Origin of the sequence: Arthrobacter sp. 24S4-2 (assembly GCF_005280255.1) — a bacterium.
Lineage (GTDB): Bacteria > Actinomycetota > Actinomycetes > Actinomycetales > Micrococcaceae > Arthrobacter.
The window spans coordinates 1236890-1252410 of the sequence record NZ_CP040018.1 but is presented as its reverse complement, the minus strand read 5'-3'; the positions used below and the strand labels follow the sequence as shown (position 1 = coordinate 1252410).

The 15521-nt window shown below is 60.3% G+C and carries 14 protein-coding genes; 6 read left to right on the top strand and 8 right to left on the bottom strand.

The genetic code is table 11. The features are described 5' to 3' along the window. Positions 1 to 473: 473 nt before the first annotated feature. The 5 genes from FCN77_RS05855 to FCN77_RS05840 form a co-directional block, all read right to left on the bottom strand. Positions 474 to 2240, bottom strand: coding sequence for a hypothetical protein (locus tag FCN77_RS05855; protein WP_137321509.1), 1767 nt, complete (start codon positions 2238 to 2240; stop codon positions 474 to 476). Positions 2241 to 2479: 239 nt separating this feature from the next. Further along, entirely contained in the window at positions 2480 to 3715 is a 1236-nt protein-coding gene (locus FCN77_RS05850; RefSeq protein ID WP_137321508.1) for a DUF805 domain-containing protein, read from the bottom strand. Positions 3716 to 4271: 556 nt separating this feature from the next. Continuing rightward, entirely contained in the window at positions 4272 to 4442 is a 171-nt protein-coding gene (locus FCN77_RS25850; protein ID WP_175417159.1) for a hypothetical protein, read from the bottom strand. 296 nt (positions 4443 to 4738) lie between these two features. Continuing rightward, a complete protein-coding gene (locus FCN77_RS05845; protein ID WP_137321507.1) occupies positions 4739 to 5581 on the bottom strand; it encodes a nucleotidyl transferase AbiEii/AbiGii toxin family protein in 843 nt (280 codons plus the stop codon). Continuing rightward, entirely contained in the window at positions 5511 to 6107 is a 597-nt protein-coding gene (locus tag FCN77_RS05840) for a hypothetical protein (protein WP_137321506.1), read from the bottom strand. Before FCN77_RS05840 ends, FCN77_RS05845 begins: the two co-directional genes overlap by 71 nt. A 341-nt stretch (positions 6108 to 6448) precedes the next feature. Here FCN77_RS05840 and FCN77_RS05835 point away from each other — a divergent pair, with 341 nt between their 5' ends. The 4 genes from FCN77_RS05835 to FCN77_RS05820 all read left to right on the top strand — a co-directional run bounded on the left by FCN77_RS05835 (position 6449) and on the right by FCN77_RS05820 (position 10061). Next, positions 6449 to 6676, top strand: coding sequence for a hypothetical protein (locus FCN77_RS05835; protein ID WP_137321505.1), 228 nt, complete (start codon positions 6449 to 6451; stop codon positions 6674 to 6676). A 163-nt stretch (positions 6677 to 6839) separates the two neighbouring features. Beyond that, complete coding sequence (locus FCN77_RS05830; protein WP_137321504.1) at positions 6840 to 7679, top strand: GIY-YIG nuclease family protein; 840 nt, start codon at positions 6840 to 6842, stop codon at positions 7677 to 7679. A gap of 687 nt (positions 7680 to 8366) precedes the next feature. Continuing rightward, positions 8367 to 8825, top strand: a complete 459-nt coding sequence (locus tag FCN77_RS05825) for a recombinase family protein (RefSeq protein ID WP_254678873.1) — start codon at positions 8367 to 8369, stop codon at positions 8823 to 8825. Between the two features lie 657 nt (positions 8826 to 9482). Beyond that, positions 9483 to 10061 (top strand): hypothetical protein, encoded by a 579-nt coding sequence (locus tag FCN77_RS05820; RefSeq protein ID WP_217496239.1) that lies wholly within the window; start codon positions 9483 to 9485, stop codon positions 10059 to 10061. 1289 nt (positions 10062 to 11350) lie between these two features. Here the strand turns inward: FCN77_RS05820 and FCN77_RS05815 are convergent. From FCN77_RS05815 to FCN77_RS05805, 3 genes are all read right to left on the bottom strand, one after another. Beyond that, positions 11351 to 11794, bottom strand: a complete 444-nt coding sequence (locus FCN77_RS05815; RefSeq protein WP_137321501.1) for a hypothetical protein — start codon at positions 11792 to 11794, stop codon at positions 11351 to 11353. Between the two features lie 417 nt (positions 11795 to 12211). Further along, the gene (locus FCN77_RS05810; RefSeq protein ID WP_137321500.1) at positions 12212 to 12535 is read right to left on the bottom strand and encodes a hypothetical protein; all 324 of its coding nucleotides are present in this window, start codon (positions 12533 to 12535) and stop codon (positions 12212 to 12214) included. Further along, the gene (locus FCN77_RS05805) at positions 12532 to 12759 is read right to left on the bottom strand and encodes a hypothetical protein (RefSeq protein ID WP_137321499.1); all 228 of its coding nucleotides are present in this window, start codon (positions 12757 to 12759) and stop codon (positions 12532 to 12534) included. Before FCN77_RS05805 ends, FCN77_RS05810 begins: the two co-directional genes overlap by 4 nt. Positions 12760 to 13018: 259 nt before the next feature. Between FCN77_RS05805 and FCN77_RS05800 the strand changes: the two genes are divergently transcribed. After that, entirely contained in the window at positions 13019 to 14500 is a 1482-nt protein-coding gene (locus tag FCN77_RS05800; protein ID WP_254678872.1) for an aldehyde dehydrogenase family protein, read from the top strand. A 724-nt stretch (positions 14501 to 15224) separates the two neighbouring features. Next, positions 15225 to 15494 (top strand): hypothetical protein, encoded by a 270-nt coding sequence (locus FCN77_RS05795; RefSeq protein WP_137321498.1) that lies wholly within the window; start codon positions 15225 to 15227, stop codon positions 15492 to 15494. The last annotated feature ends 27 nt before the right edge of the window (positions 15495 to 15521 follow it).

Sequence of the window (15521 nt, the reverse complement as noted above, 5' to 3'; positions counted from 1 at the left end):
ATGAGACAGCTGTGACATTGAAATGGCGGGAAATCAGGGCTGAGGAGATGATCCCTCTTAACTAGAGTCTGTGAGACCCTGCCGTCGTCCGGTCCGGTGAACAGTTGGCTGGCGCGTAAGGACAAGGCCAGCTGCGCCGCCTACTCCACGACGGACATAGGCAAGCCGGCCGAATTCACGGAGGGGGCGATGCTGACGAACTGCCACCCATCCGCGGATGCCGTTCGGCGCAGGCCCTCCGGCCGCCTCCGCGATCTTTGCCAGGGTGAAGCCGTCCCGATACATGAGCACCCACTGTTGACCATTGGCCACCTCCCACCTCGTTGACGCCACGGCATCCATCCTGCCTTCTGTGTCGCGGCCTATCGGTTCGCAACCCGATCACCCTTCTTGGCCGGTGGTCACTGCACCCGACCGTGGTGTTTAGGAACAAAGAGTTCATTGGCAACAGTGTGGGTATCGAAAGCCGTGGTCTACTCCGACCATGTCTTAATTGACACTGAGGTGAGCAACGATTTGATCAACTGGTATTCCTGCGATTTGACGTAGTCTCGCGCCTCCTGCTCCGTCGCGAATCCGTGTTCGGAAGAGAGCTGGACAATGACGCCGTTAGTTGCGCCCAAGAGGATGCCACCGCTTTCCTCACCCTGCACGGGAGGGCTGACGGGTTCCGCATCCGAGAGAAATAGGTCGACAGCATAATTGATGCCGGGTGGGAGTCCCCAGCCCGGTCCGCGGCTGTAGAGCCTGGCAATAAAGGCCGTGTGGTAGCCAGGGCCCATCCCGGGAATGCCGGGAATGGTGACGGGGGTGTTTTCCAGCGATTGATAGGGGCTGGAGCCAGCGGCCCCTTCTCTGTCGGAGCGGAAGTCGAACGTGACCTCCTCCTTGCCTTGGGAGTTGAGGAAGGTCAGAGTGTCGTTCGCCGGGCGCCCAAAACGCATTAGCGATGGCGTCCAGCCGTGGGGGTATCGAACGCTGAGGGACGCGCGCAGAGGAGAGAGAGTAGGCGGCCCCGGCTGGAACAGGTATCCCGTGTGGAACGTGCCGGTGTAAAGGTCGCCAGGGGGTGTGGGGACTATTGGTGCGGGGCCGAGGAAAGCCTTGAGGGCTTGATCGCTGGGTTGGAAAACGAATTGCCGTGCAATCGGGTCCAGCAGCAGATCAGTGAGCGCGTCGGCAACGGGAGCCAGAACTTGAACTGCTGCGTAGATCTGAGCTACGGCCAGGATACTTTTCGAAGCAGTTGCGGCTCTCTTTTCGATTTCTGTGATGGTCGATGCCGGATCCCGGGTCGCCCAAAACTTGGCAGCGGCCTGAGCTATGGACTTGCTTTTGCCGGATAGGCATGGCGCAAGCCGTGCCATCATTCCTGGGAGCTCCGAGGCTACAGACTTCAGGGACGAACTGGACAGCACCAGATCGACGCCCCCAGAGATCTCTGATGAGCACTGGATCAATGCCATCAACGTCGTTACCAGGGACAACGCCGGAACGACTGACGAATCCGAGATCTGGTTGTAAAGCAGTCCGGCGAGAACGTAAGGAACTGTTGCGTCGACCTCGATGAGCGATTTGGTACGATTCGAGTGCCAAAAGTTGAGCAAATCGGATTTGTTGAAGCGGAACGCGAACTCACCGGTGGGCTGGATGAAGTACGTGTCAAGGTTAGGGATCAGTGCATCCGGACCGCTGAGGACCATGGTCGCCCAGGTTTCGGGCGTGTCGCCCTGCCAGAGGTCACTCTGTGCCCACACAGGTTTGATGGCGGTTGTGATTGAGGCGGCGGCGCCGCGGTTCAGCTTGAGCTTGATTTCAAGGTCGTCCGGGTGCTCAGGATCTGTCGTCGCGCACCAAAGGACGGGCCCGTTGATGTCGTCATAGAACTGGGGGGCTGTTTTGTCGTCCCAGGCTGGCGGGTCAGCAGTGCACTCCGGTGGCGTGGTCCGGGCGCCGACGAGTTTTCCGATGCCATTGCCCAAAAAGTCCAACAGACCGTAGGTGGAAAAGTGTTCCAGCTTGGCACTGACCGTGGTCCGGTCCGGGGACGTATCGCTCGCCAGAGGAACCCATGTGAGGTTCTGGCCGTCCCAGCGGGCGATGAACGGCACCTTGTCCGCGGGTACCGGTCGGTCAACGGTGAACGTCAATATGGCACCGGACGAGGGGAAGGTGCCGTTGCTCATATCGAGGTCTACAACCTTCTCCAGAGACGATTCAGCCGGGACGGCGGATTTCATATCCGGGGTCTGGGGAACGTCCTTGCTCTTCGCGCTCAGACCTGACGCTCCCGGGAAAGATACTTGGACGTTGGCCGGGTCAGAAGTTGATTGGGTGTCAGCGGCCGGATGTTCCGTAGGGGATCCGGTGCAGCCCGTAAGGGCCATGATGCTGCCCACTGTCATGAAGCAAACCATGTGGAGCCACCGGCGGGTTATCAGTCGCAGCGCCTGGGGGAAGTGTCCGTGTCTTCCAATTCTCATGAGCAGGGACGTACGGACTGGTCTGGCGGCGTCGTATTGTCCAAGACTTTGACATAGGCCTCGTCGGCGAACTGTGAGGCAGCCACACAGGCCTGCGCCAAGGTATCGAATGGTCCTCCGTACACTGCGTAGATCATCGTTCCCGTATTCGACATTGGGTTTAGCGACGAGCAGCTGCCCAGCGTAAGAAGGTATTTGGATCCAGGATGGCTCGCTAAATTGGCTTGAACATCCTCTGCGTAGGTAGCCGGGACCTTGGACGAGTGATAAAAGACGATGAACTTTCCTGTGCAGTCCACGGGGCGCAGTGGCGATGCCAGGCCCAGATCACCCGGCTGGGGAGCAGCGGCCTTCGTTGGCAGTACAGGCGGCGGAGCCGCAGTCGGGACAGCAGCCTGGACCGTCGGCGACGGGCTGGGGGTTATCTGCTGGGTGGGTGTGTCCGGCGGCAGTGCTGGCTCCGCGACCGGCTGAAGAGCGGGGGCAGCAGGCTGGACGGAGTCTTGCGCAGAGGGTCTCCACGAGTTAGCACCTAGAAAGATGCCGAGTACGAGGAGTGCGAAGGCAATGCCTCCGGCGATGATCCCGATCGACTTACGGCTCATCGTGGAGAAGCTGAAAGCCGGCTTTTGCTCCCGGTTTGGCGGCAGTTTCTGCCCCGACGCGTAGGCAAAATAGTCGTCGACCCTATGGGAGTCGAGGGACGGCTCACCGGATTCGTAGCGTTGCCTGCCCGAGGTTTCAAGGGCTGCTTTTCGGCGTGCCTGATAGAAGGGGAGATCCGATTCATCGACGGGTGTTGGGGCCGTTGCCAGCGGGCTTCCTTCCGGCGATGGCGGCATCTGACCTGCCCAAGGCATCGCCGGATAAAGCCCGGGCTTTGGCGAAGGTCCGTAAGCATTGGTGAACGGCTGGCTGTCTTCAATGCTGTAGATGAATATGATCAGGTCTCCAGCAAACGGGACGAGTCGGATGAGCATCCAAGTCCCCGGCCTGCCTGTGTCGTGCAGCCTCCGGACTCCTACAGACAGGAACGGTATGACGGAACCGAGAAGAACGATTGCGGCCAAATAGCCGAAGATGCTCCAGTTCGTAATGTTGTAGAGGATCGCTAACCCGAAAAGGGCAATGACATAGGCGGCGGTGAACTTCCAGTATTCCTCCCGGCTGGAACGGCCGGAAAAAGTCGCATACTTCGTAATGCAGGATGAAGCGGCCTCTCGAAGCGTCATTTTCTTTCCTCCAAAGAAAAGCGAACTTCTGAATATTGAGACCGGCACGCGCAACCCAGATGCGTCCACCCATTCTGCTCCGGATGCGAGGAGATGACCAGTATTAGCAAACTACTATGTAGCCGTCCGGAGCAGATCTGTTGACGTTTGTTCGTCCCTACAACCGGCTGTGGGTTCGGTTGGTGCCTCGTCGACGACGCTGTCAGTCGGGGGAACCAACGGCATATCAGCCCCAATACCCTTTTCGTAGCCCCAGTCCTGCTGCAGGAAAGGGGTGTGTTGGCAGGTCGGCCCGGGGACGTTTCTGGCCCCCATCATTCATGACCCGGGGGTGGCGTCACTTGCGCATCGATAGGTGACGGCGCGCCCGCTCTGGTTCCTAGCTGGTCTCCGGGTAGATGCTCTTGAGCAGGTAATGGCTGGATGACTCCCGTTTCCTGCTGATTTTGAAGCTGGCCTGCAGGGGCCCGCTCGGGACGGGCCCCTGCAGTGAGCTGTACATGAATGGTGGGGACGTCGTTGACAACCACGAACCGGGTGACCTTCCCGATCTCCTTCAGATGCGCATCCAGCAGCGCCGAGGACGGGTGATGGGGGCCTGCCTCATGTATGCGGCGAACTGTGTGGGCAGGACGAAGACGGCACTGGTGCCGTGAGTGCGTTCGTGGGTGGCGGGCACCCGATACTTCATGGCGGGAAGGATCCCGTTCAAACCGTCATCGGTCATTGGGTTCACCTCATTTCGGTTCCGCCGTCTTATCCAAGAGAGAAGGCTGCCGTAGCAGGTGCCCTGCTGGGTTCAGATTAGGTGAGCAGCGGAGCGCACCGTGGCGAGGCACTCATCCAACGTCGGGGCGGCACCGTATATCAAGCCCGTTGCCAGCTCGTAGGATTTGTCCATGTGCGGCCTGGCGGTATCGTCCGGAGTAAAAGCCACACTCGCCGCGTAACCGCCTTTCGGCCTCTCCGTAAACGGGAATCCGGCTGCCGCTGAATGCTCGCCAATGTCGGCGACCAACCTTACTACCCCTCCTGGCCGGCATCAGTCAGCGCGGCCCGGACCCGTTCGTCGTTCAGAAGGCAGTGAATGTCGTAGAAGTGCCGGCCGCCGCGCAGCAGCGCCGCCTGCGCTGTTTCCTCGGGTAGCCGGGTCACAGCATCATGGACCAATGCCAGCTTTTCTAGGAGGGTTCGCTCCGGGGCCAGTACCTGGACGTGTACGGGTGTGAACTCCTCGTATGTCGATTCGTCGTCACCGAGCGTTTGCAACGCATACTCCGCTGCCAGGGAGCGGATGCTGTGTCCTTCGGTGGGGAATGTTCCCCCTCGGGTTCCCATCTCCAGCAGCACTCCGCTTGTTATCTCCGCCGCACCGTAGGCCGCAGGAAAGTGGTAGCGCATATTGCGCTTTACCCCCGTCGATGAGCCCTCGAGAACGCAATGGTCCTGATCGAGATCGAGGTGCTCTCCGACTTCAGAACAGATAGCCTTCAGAACCCTGTCTCTGGCTTTTACGGAGCAATCCCCGGGGAAACTGATGAGCAAATCAACATCCTCAGAAAAGCGTTCAATGATGCCAAAGCCCCGGCTCAGACTCGTACCACCTTTGAATACGGCAACGACTGGCAGAACTTCACCGGACTTGTCAGCGATTGTCCGGGCCCGCATCGCAGAGCGAAGCACCTCGATAACCCAGAAGTCTTTCTCGACGAAAGCCTGAGGGAGGCTGTAGTGCCTCGCGGCAGCATCCACGAGGGCTGTCAGGTCGTCCGGAGAGTCGCGTACATCGTGCTGGTCAAACTGCCAGCTCCGACACGAGCTCGTCCCAGCGACGACGAACGTCCGGGCCTTCCTTTGGAACCGCATCCGCGATCAGCTTTGGATGGACCTTCTTCTCCTTAACTGAGCGGGAGACCACATTAACGAGGGCGCTCCATCCGAAGTCAATAACGCCTGGATCGCGCAACACTTCCAACAGTGCGACGTCGAGGTAAGACAGTTTCCGTCGGGCAGGGTTGTTCCTGGTGTGTAGCTTCACACCCTCAAGCCCCTCACGGATCGGTCCGAGCACAGCAAGGTCAATTTTCGCTGGAACTTGAGTGGTGAGCCCCAGCGCCCGGGCCGCTGAATAGCCGCACGGACCGGTCCCCTCGCTACCAAGGACCTCCAACGCGGTTTCCAGGACACTGGGGCGCGCCATGCCGTATCGCGTTTTTGGTCCCTTGTAATAGAGGCCACGGGCAGCCTTGACGAGCTTTCCGTCCCTGGCGGCGCGTGAAAGTGCCGCTCTCGACGCATCCGGCGTGCCGGGAAGATCGCAGGCGCGAACGTACGACTTCACCGGAATTCTCTCCAGGTAGACGGACGCGGAGGCGACGGTGGATGGCTTCATGTCACAAAACCATACGGACTTTGTGACACATGAGCAAGCATAAGCGAGCAGAATCACTGAGGAAAACCCTCAGTCGGTGCATACAATTTCCGGCGGCAGACGGGATGAAGACCTCTGCCTCGCCCACCTTGCCTCCGGCCGTCCGTACGACGACGTACAGCATTGCGTCGAATGTCCCAGTCTTCGGTCGACTTCAGAGGTCCTGACGCTGCGAGTGGCGACGTTCCTGACCAGTTAGAGCCCTTAACACCCCCACTCAGCCGCACAGTCGCTGACGCTCGACGCCTCGTAATGCGCCCGCTGTTTCACCAGGCGCTTCCGGCGGTCTGTAAAGTGCAGCCATGGCGACATGTAATGAGTGCAAAACGGAATTTGATGTCGATGAGGCACGGGAGGCGGTCAACGCCGAATACGCGGGAGACATCGACTATGACGAAGAGATGGAGGGAGAAGTCTGTGGGGACTGCTCCATTTCGCGGTTCGATTCGGACATCAACCTCGGCCGAGCGATCCAGATGATGAACGGCGACGAGGATTACGACGAGGACCACGTCGAGAAGTATCTGTGAGTGATTGACCGGCGGCGCCGGGCGAGTCACGGGACTTTGAAAGCCAGCGGGCTTCCTTGCAGTCCTGATCGGGAACGCTGGATTCGTCGGTCATCTCATTACGTCCGTAATCTATGACGCGGAGCCCGGAATGCAGCCGGGCAGGATCGAACGAAGGCTGTGCATGAACGACGACATCTCGGGTGACCTGAAACTTGGGCACCTTTTTCAAGCCGCGGGCCTTGCTCCGGATGATGTGGCTGTCATCCGGCACACGCTCAATCCTGGTGGTTTGAAAACCCGGGCTGATGCCTTGGGGCCGAATCTTCTGCGCTATACGCGCGAACAAGGCCACAACAACAAGCTCGGCAAGACGCCTCCGAGGATCTGGCTGAATTTTCTGGCCACCACGGGACGGCGGGCCCGGTTCATCACCGCTTTCGAGAACCACGGCGAAGTTCCTGAAGAGCGGACAGATATTTGGCGGTTCTTTGACCTGCGGCCCTCACCGGTTTTTTCGGCTCTGGCGGACCGCCTTGTTATCGAGTGGACCCCGGACACAGTGAACTGGGCCAAGTCGGGAAGGACAGCCAGTCCCATGGCGGTGGTTGAGATTGCTGATCCTAATTCAGAGCCGTTCCCCGGCTTCGACTCGCTCCTCATCAGCTACGACGAGCTCCAGGCCGTCGTCGCCGATGACCGCTACAGCCAGTGGCGGACAGCCCTCAGCTCTATGCAGGGCATCTACCTCATCGCAGACGCCAAGACCGGCAAACTGTACGTCGGAAAGGCCGATGGGGCCGAACGCTTCCTGGGACGCTGGAGCGACTACGCCCGGAACGGGCACGGCGGAAACGTCGCCCTCCGGGAACTGGCCGGCGCCGACGCCAGCCATGCACGGCACTTCCAGTTCAGTATTTTGCGGGTCTTCTCCCCCAGCGCACCGACTGCGCAGGCGGACGCCGCCGAAGCCCACTTCAAAAAGGCACTGCTCTCACGCCAAACAGGTCACAACCGGAACTGACATCGCACCCAATAGCCCGAGAAGGCCGAAGAAGTAGGTGACGTGGAGTAGGGGCGCCGAGAAACTAGAAGGCGACGCCTGTGGCAGACAGGTGAGGGTCAGATGCCGTCCACGAAACTGCTTACGCTGGACCAGTAATTCGACGACGTTATCTCGCCCCCAACGCATTTTCGCAGTGCGCCTTCCCGTCCGTGTGCCTTCACACGTGCCAGCGTCATTATGGCGTAGCTATGCCCTGCGTGCTGGGGCTGCAAGGACGGCACCGGGTACGGCCCTGCCTGGGCAAGGATCTCGTTCGTGAGTTTGTCTGCACCCTGTGGTCTAAACTCTTCAATCCTGCTCAGCCATTCCTCAACTCTGTCACTGGAACCTTGAGCGGCTTGGTCAATTTCCGCGCGTATTGCCGCGTGTTGGCGCTCCCGCTCTTCCTCTGCCGCACGCTCGGCAGCTTTGCGTCCTCCACCGAAAAGTCCCATGGTTCACCCTTCGACGATCCAGCGCCGGTCGCGGTTCGGACACGACGTGACTCCGATGCTAGGCCACGCGGCCAGGCATACCTAGAGTCGTTGTGCCCTTGGTTAATCCTGCCCCCAGTCTTGGCGCAACCGGGACTCTCAGGCGGCTCTCGGCACGGCATGGCAGATCGACGCACTGCACGGCGAGGGCATCCCCGCCCGGCACATCTACGTGGACAAGAAATCCGGGTCCACCACAAACCGGCCCGGACTTCATGAAGCACTCGACCACGCCCGCGAGGGAGACGTCGTGGTGGTGCACACCCGGGATCGGTCGGGCCGCACCGTCCGGGACACCCTGAACCTCATCCACGACCTGGAAGTCCGCGGAGTCGGAGTCCGGAACCTGGCTGACCCGATCCGGGTTGATTCCGCCAACCCGGAGGATCCCATGTCGCAGCTGGCCGTCGTAATGCTCGCGCTCTCCGGCCAAATGGAACGAACCTACGCAATCGAACGCGCAGCGCGTCCGCGTGCCGTTGCTGCTGCTAAAGGCAAAAGGATCGGCCGGCCCAGCGTGGTCAATCCAGCGAAGCTCGCCTACGCAGCACACCTTCGTAACCAGGAGGATCGGTCCATCTCCGAGATCGTCAAAGCCACGGGTATCACCCGCTCCAGCCTCTACCGTTAGCTGCCACCCCGTCCACCAGAGAGGCTGACCGCAGAGAACCAGCAGAACGCCTACGGGCCCAGCGTTGGTGGCGGTTCGTGCAGGCGACTTCAGACAGAATGACGGTTGGTGCAGACGGCTTCGAGCGCTTCCGTTTCAGGAGTCGTCTGCACAAGTCCCGTACCTCCGCCGGATCCAGTGCAGACGACTCCTGAAACTGACATTCGGCGTGTTCAGAGCACGTAGCACCAAGCTAGAGTCTGCGAGACCCGGCCGCCGGTCAGCCCAGGGATTGTGACTTTTGCATCCCCAGCCTCTCAGGCCGACACCTGAGCGTCCGACACACTGCTGGGATGCGAGAGGCCGAAAGCGCCCTAGCATTTGGGGATGTCAAATGTCCCAGCCCCGGAGCTACTCTCTGCCCGCGACCTCACACTGATGAGGCAAATCATTATGGGCATTTTGCCTGAGGCGGAGCGTTTGACGGACCTGTCAGTCGGCCGGCACCCGAGGGGCGGATCCGCGGCCTTCAGGTTTCTGGAGGACACGGTAAATCAATCGACTTCGAGAGGCAGCACGCTTGTCCGCCACGCTCATCTCGCGATGGGTCTCCACGCATTCGCTGCGTTGGACCACTTGCGGGCGTTCGTACCGTTACTCAAGACAAAGCGGCACATCATGCCGCTGGCAACGTTGACCCGCGGCTCAGTGGAAGCCTTCGGCAAAGCCAACTATCTCCTCAGTGCCAACTCGGCCGCGGACCTCATTTGGCGACATGCGAGCCTGGCAACAATCGAACTCCGCAATTCGGTAAGGCACAGCGAATTCGCCCTCTACGACGGAACGCACGTGGACGGCAAAAGTCACGTCGAAGCGCTAGAAAGTCTACTTGTTCAGCTTGGTCGCAAGGCCGACAACATTTCTGTGACAGCGATGGCATCAGATCTTTTGAGCGAAAGCTCTCCCGGTGCGCCTGGCCGGGCGTTTTACTCGCAGCTCTCAGGGGTGGCGCACGGGGAGGCAGCGGCGGTGTCAATGTTCATCGCCGCGGATCTCGGCGAAGGGCTCCGGTTTGTCCACAGACGAGATGTTCTACTTCCGTACGCGGGGATGCTGTTCACCACGTGCCGACTCGTCGTGGACAAGGTGATCGACCATTTTGGGGTCGAGGAGGAGCGCTGCAATGGCTGGCGCGGGACCACGGAGCGAGCTGAGCCATGGATCATGGAGCTGCGAGAGTCAGCCCCAAGCCTATAGCAGCGCGATGCGAACAGTGTCCGCCCGCGAACCCTCACCGGGCGGAAATTGGCGTTCTCACTGCGGACCGAAAACGATGCGGCATGGGCAGTCGCAGGGAAAGCGACCTTGGCCGGGCGCGCACGATCACGATCACGATCACGATCACGATCATCATCTTCGTGCCTGTAGGCTCCCTTGACATGGGGGACTGGAATTATCGGGGAGAACGTAGACAGTTTGGGATGTCAGTGATGTGGCTTGGGCTGATTGCTCTGGCTATCGGTGTTCCCGCTTACTTCGCCGCTACCGTCTGGATTCAATGCCCACCGTCCAGGCGTGTTGTCCTGCAGGGAAGTTGAAAATAGCTCATTGTTCGCTGGTCTGCTGGTCATGTTTTCCGGTGCCACGGCTTTTGTCGGTGCAGGACGCGGACTCGTTGCCCTGATCCGACGCGAGCGGCCGTTGGCCGCCCTGCTCCCGATTGCCATTGTGGCTGTCTTGCTGGGGAACTGGATTCTCCGCTGGCGCAATTGACCACGTGACCAAAAGCAGCATGAAGGTTCGGACGCCGCTCGGCGGTTTCGTCCCATCGTGTCGCGCGTCCTGCCCCGTTTTGCTGCTGAACCTGGCTTGCGCCCAGCCAACCCTGAACGGCCAACCTTTCCGTTGAGGAATATGCCTCCCGGGAAACTGTTCATTCTTGAACCCTAAATTGGCCCGCCGGAGCACCTCTCGTTTAAGGCACGCGATCGATATGTTGCCGGAAATAGCGGGGGTACCCTTCCGGGCACCCACCACCACACGAAACACAGCGAAGCATTTCTCGCTGCCCGGCCCGCACAGACTGTCCGGCAAGCCGGTCGGTTCGCAGAACAACCAAAGAGTGCTTACGGTGCCCGGCACCGCACGGCCGTAAATTAGGTCATAGTGCCCGCCCGGCGGCGAGGGTGCGCGGCTGAGACCTCGTGCACCAATAAGCCGTCGCCGGCCCCTTACTCCTTCAGCTGCCTACTTTTCCGGACCAACTCTCCTTTAGGCTCGACGGAATCACAGCCTGAGGGGCAGCGCTATGAAACAGCTTCACCGACCATCGAAGACCGCCGTGAGCGTCAAGCCTTCAAATTCGGGTCCTTCGTGGGGATCGGCGCCGCAGTCCTCGTCATGATCTCTTCGGCGTACCGGCCCGCTAACGAACCGTTTCACTGGGTCGATGAGGCCTTGACCGCCCGCCGGCGTCGGACTGGCCGTTCACACTGCCCGGCATTACGCGGACGTGCTGGTTGTGCCAGATTGCTGACTCAAGAAGACTATTTGTTTTTGATCTTTATCTCAGTCGTGATCTCAACTGTGGGGCAGTCGAAGGTGGGTGAACAGACTTGCATGAGGACGGTTGCCGTCGCTTTCCCGATCTTAAGAGGGACGGCGCCGCCCTTGGATGTTGCGGGTGCGGTCACTGTGATCGTCTGGCTCTCCCCTGTGCAGGTGAAACCACCTACGCCCTGGCCGGCTGCTGCGAAATCCCCGTTACCAAAGTCCTCACGTACTTCAAGGTTCAGTCCCGTTTCAATCGAGTCCGCGGGACAGACGAAGGTCACAGGAACTTCGACGGCAATGCCCTTCCGGACGAGTGTGCCATTCCCTATGTCGAGGATTGTCAGGTCAGCCGCGTGGGCTGGCGCCGCCACTGACATCAGGGTGAGGACGGCAGCGAATACTCCCGTTATAGATGCGCGCGATTTGAGATTCATCATCTTTCCTCCATCAATTCAGACGCGTTGCTTCTTTGGATTGCGCACCACCAGAAATCTGACAGGAGACCGTGCGCCGCTAAACTTCGGGACAAAACCCTGACCGCGGCATAATTGGACTACGCCGCTCAACTCCACCGATGGGATCACCGGCTCAGCGGGAGCATATATGAGCCAATGTCGAAACGTCGCGAGTGGTGACTACCTGTTAATGTTCGCTGCGGGATCCCGGCGACAACGCCGCAGTTTAAAGAACAGGTTGATTCGAGAATCGTGGTGGTTACGGCGAGCGGCCACAGAGGGACGTCATTCTGCGGGGATGTGAATCACCAGCGATATGTGGCGCGCTTTACGAAATTCAGGTGAAGAGCGGGGCAGGCCATGCCGGGGAATGGCCTGCCCTCCGGTAGAGAGGTATGTCTAGCAGGGCTGCAACTCGTTGATCGTGAAGATCGCCTTGCTCGCAGCTTTGATCAGACGGCGGGCATCAAGGTTGGCGATGACGGTCACTGGGAGGGCGTTGACCAGGTCGCTAAATTTCTGCAGCTCCTTGATGGCATTCCCATCGTTGGATGTCGAGGCGTCGCTGAGATACCCGGTGGCCTTCTTGAGCGGGACCTGCAACGCGGTCTTGACGCCGTCGTTCAGATTAAAGGCAAGGACCATGGCTTGGACGTCCGCGATGCGTGCTATCGGATCGACGACCTCGAGCGAGCCCGGCGCACTGCCGGCGAACAGATTCACGAACCGGCGCTGGCCGGATCAAACAGTATGATCGTGGTCTGCTGCTGCTGGGCCGCTGCGGCGAAGGCCGTGGTCGTCGGGAGAGCTGTGCTGTTGAACATGGTGCTGTTGAAGTCGATCAGGTTCACCTGGGCGAGGCTCAGGTTCAAGCCGAACAGTGTCGGCGCCGAGGACGGGGCAGGCGACCAAGAGGCGACGTACGAGTCTTCCGCGAAGAGTGGCAACTACCTGTTTTTAAGTGGAGTTACGACCCTATGGCAATCGGCGACGTCAGCGTAGACTCGCGCCAGCGCGCCCTGTCTGACTAATCACTGTCTCGGGTCCGCTGGTTCTCAAAAGGGGACGTCATGTCCGTTGCAATGATCCGCTCCGAGATTCGTGGGCCCTTGCCCTTTTACGAGGGGCCCCGTGTGCTGTCTCAATGTATAGCCCTCCCGCTGCTGGAAACTTGGATCACCTCGGCCTTAAACGTCGGAAAAAGCCATGAGTAGGCAAGCTTCGGGCGGCCTGCTCAATGCAGATTCATGGAAAGGAAACCTTTTCGGGGCCCTCGGATGGGAACCTGCGGCTGGCGGTGACATCGCTGTGATTGAGAAGGCGACGGGACGCCACCTCGCTTGGATCGGTCAGGCTTCCAAAACTGACGTTCTCACAGCGGCCTCCCGTGCCGCCGTTGCTCAGCGCGGATGGGCTGCGGCTCCATATGAAGAGCGTGCGGCCATCCTACGTGCCGCCGGTGAGGCGTTGAGCCGTCATGCGTCGGAAATCGAACACTGGATTGTGCGCGAGGCAGGGGCCGTTCCGGTGAAGGCCGCATCAGAGGTTTACGGGGCTGTCCTGGAGTGCCAGGAAGCGGCGGCACTGCCCTCGTTTCCGTCTGGACGTGTATTGCCGACAGGTGCTCCGCGCTGGAGCTTTGCCCGTCGTCGCCCCGCGGGCGTGGTCTCGGTCATCGCGCCATTCAACACACCGCTATTCCTCGCGATCCGTTCGGTTGCCCCGGCCCTCGCGCTCGGCAACTCCGTACTCCTGAAACCCGATCCCCGCACGCCGATCAGCGGAGGGGCGGTCATTGTTGCAGCCTTTCAAGCGGCGGGACTGCCAGCTGGGGTATTACAACTTCTTCTCGGCGGCGCGGGGGTCGGTGAAGCGCTGGTCACAGCCCCCGAGGTGCGCATAGTTTCGTTCACGGGCTCCACCTTGGCAGGGAGATCGGTTGCCCGGCTCGCCGGAGAACACCTCAAACGAGCCCATCTCGAACTTGGCGGTAATGGCGCCCTCATCATCCTTCCCGGGGCAGACCTGACCAAGGCGGCCGCGGCAGGCTCCTTCGGTTCCTTCATGCACCAAGGCCAGATATGCATGACGACCGGACGGCACCTCGTCCATGAAAGCCTGCACTCGGCGTACGTAGAAGCATTGGTCGAAGAAGCCCAGCGGCTGACGGTGGGCAATCCTGCCACGGAGCAGGTGGCACTCGGGCCCGTTATCGATGAGGTCCAGGTCGCCCGCATTAACCGCCTCGTCACATCCACGGTGGCGGCCGGCGCGCGCCTGGCCACCGGTGGAACCCACGAAGGCCTGTTCTACCGGCCCACGGTTCTCGCTGGAGTCACCCCGGAAATGCCGGCCTATGCCGAGGAGGTCTTCGGCCCCGTCGCGCCCGTCGTGCCTTTCGCCACCGTCGACGAGGCGATCGCGCTGGCTGGCGACACGGAATACGGTCTGTCGCTGGGCATACTGGGCGACGTGGGTATGGCGATGGAAGTTGCCGACAGTATTCCCTGCGGAATTATCCACATCAACGAACAAACAATCGGCGATGAAGCGAATGCACCCTTTGGCGGTGTACGCGCCTCCGGCAACGGATCGCGGTTCGGGGGCCGGAGGCCAACATTGAGGCGTTCACGGAAACTCAGTGGCTCACAGTGCGCCCCGACATTGCCACCTATTCCCTCTAGCTAGGGCTGATTGACCATTGACCATGCAAAACCACAACTCGACAGGAACGATGATTTGGTTTGCCGACCCGCAGGGCCGGGAATAGTCCCGGTTCCCGCCCGTCAGCTCCACCATCTGAGCCAGGATCCGCACCTCCTCCGACCGGCCCCCGCAGGCCTACGCCCGTGCCTTGATCACCGTGACAGCCTTGCGCTGGCTCATCGTCAGTCCCATCCCTCAAGGATGTCCGCGCCCACCCCTTCCCGGACCTTTTTGCAATGAGCTTCCCAGCGCCCGGTTCGGGCGCTTCGTTCATTTCGGAAAACTTCGCCGGTCACCGTTCCAACGTCGGCCTGCGCAGGCCGACGATGGAACGGTCTGTTCCGGTCTACGCCGGTGTTTCCTTGGTGCCTTTCGAGCCCGTCAATGAGCCTGGTGTCGGAAGACTTCCACGGGTTTCGTGGATTGTTGCTTCGAGCACGAGAGTCAGACTCCAGATTTGCCCTGTCTTCCCCGGAACAGCACAAGGGCTTCGGCAGCGTGGGCCGCTGCAGCCGTCGCTGCTCATGAAGGAGAAGGTCATGGAAGTGCTGTACTATCGGTGCGCGGGGATGCGCACACGGACTCGTCAGGACCTCCTTCGTGCCGCCCGAACATATCCGCCCGTTACTGGACCTCACCAGATCCCGAACTATGTTCGTCGCCGAGTAAAGCCGAGAGATTCAACGCGTCGAGAAACTGCTGGAAAATGCCAACATCAAGATCTCGTCGGTTGCCACGCACCCTCGGCGTTTCCGGCAGAGCCACGCGCGAGGCCCTCATCGCCAGCGAACGCGACCCGCTGCTGTTGGCGGATCTGGCCCGTGGACGGCTCAAAAACAAGATCGACCAGCTCACTGAGGCCCTCGATGGCAGGTTCAACGACCACCACGCCTATGCGACCCAGATGCACCTGGACCATTCGATTCGCTCAACCAACGGATCATCAGCCTCAGCGACCGCATCGATTCCGCCATAGCCCCACTGGCTTGGTGCATAACTACTC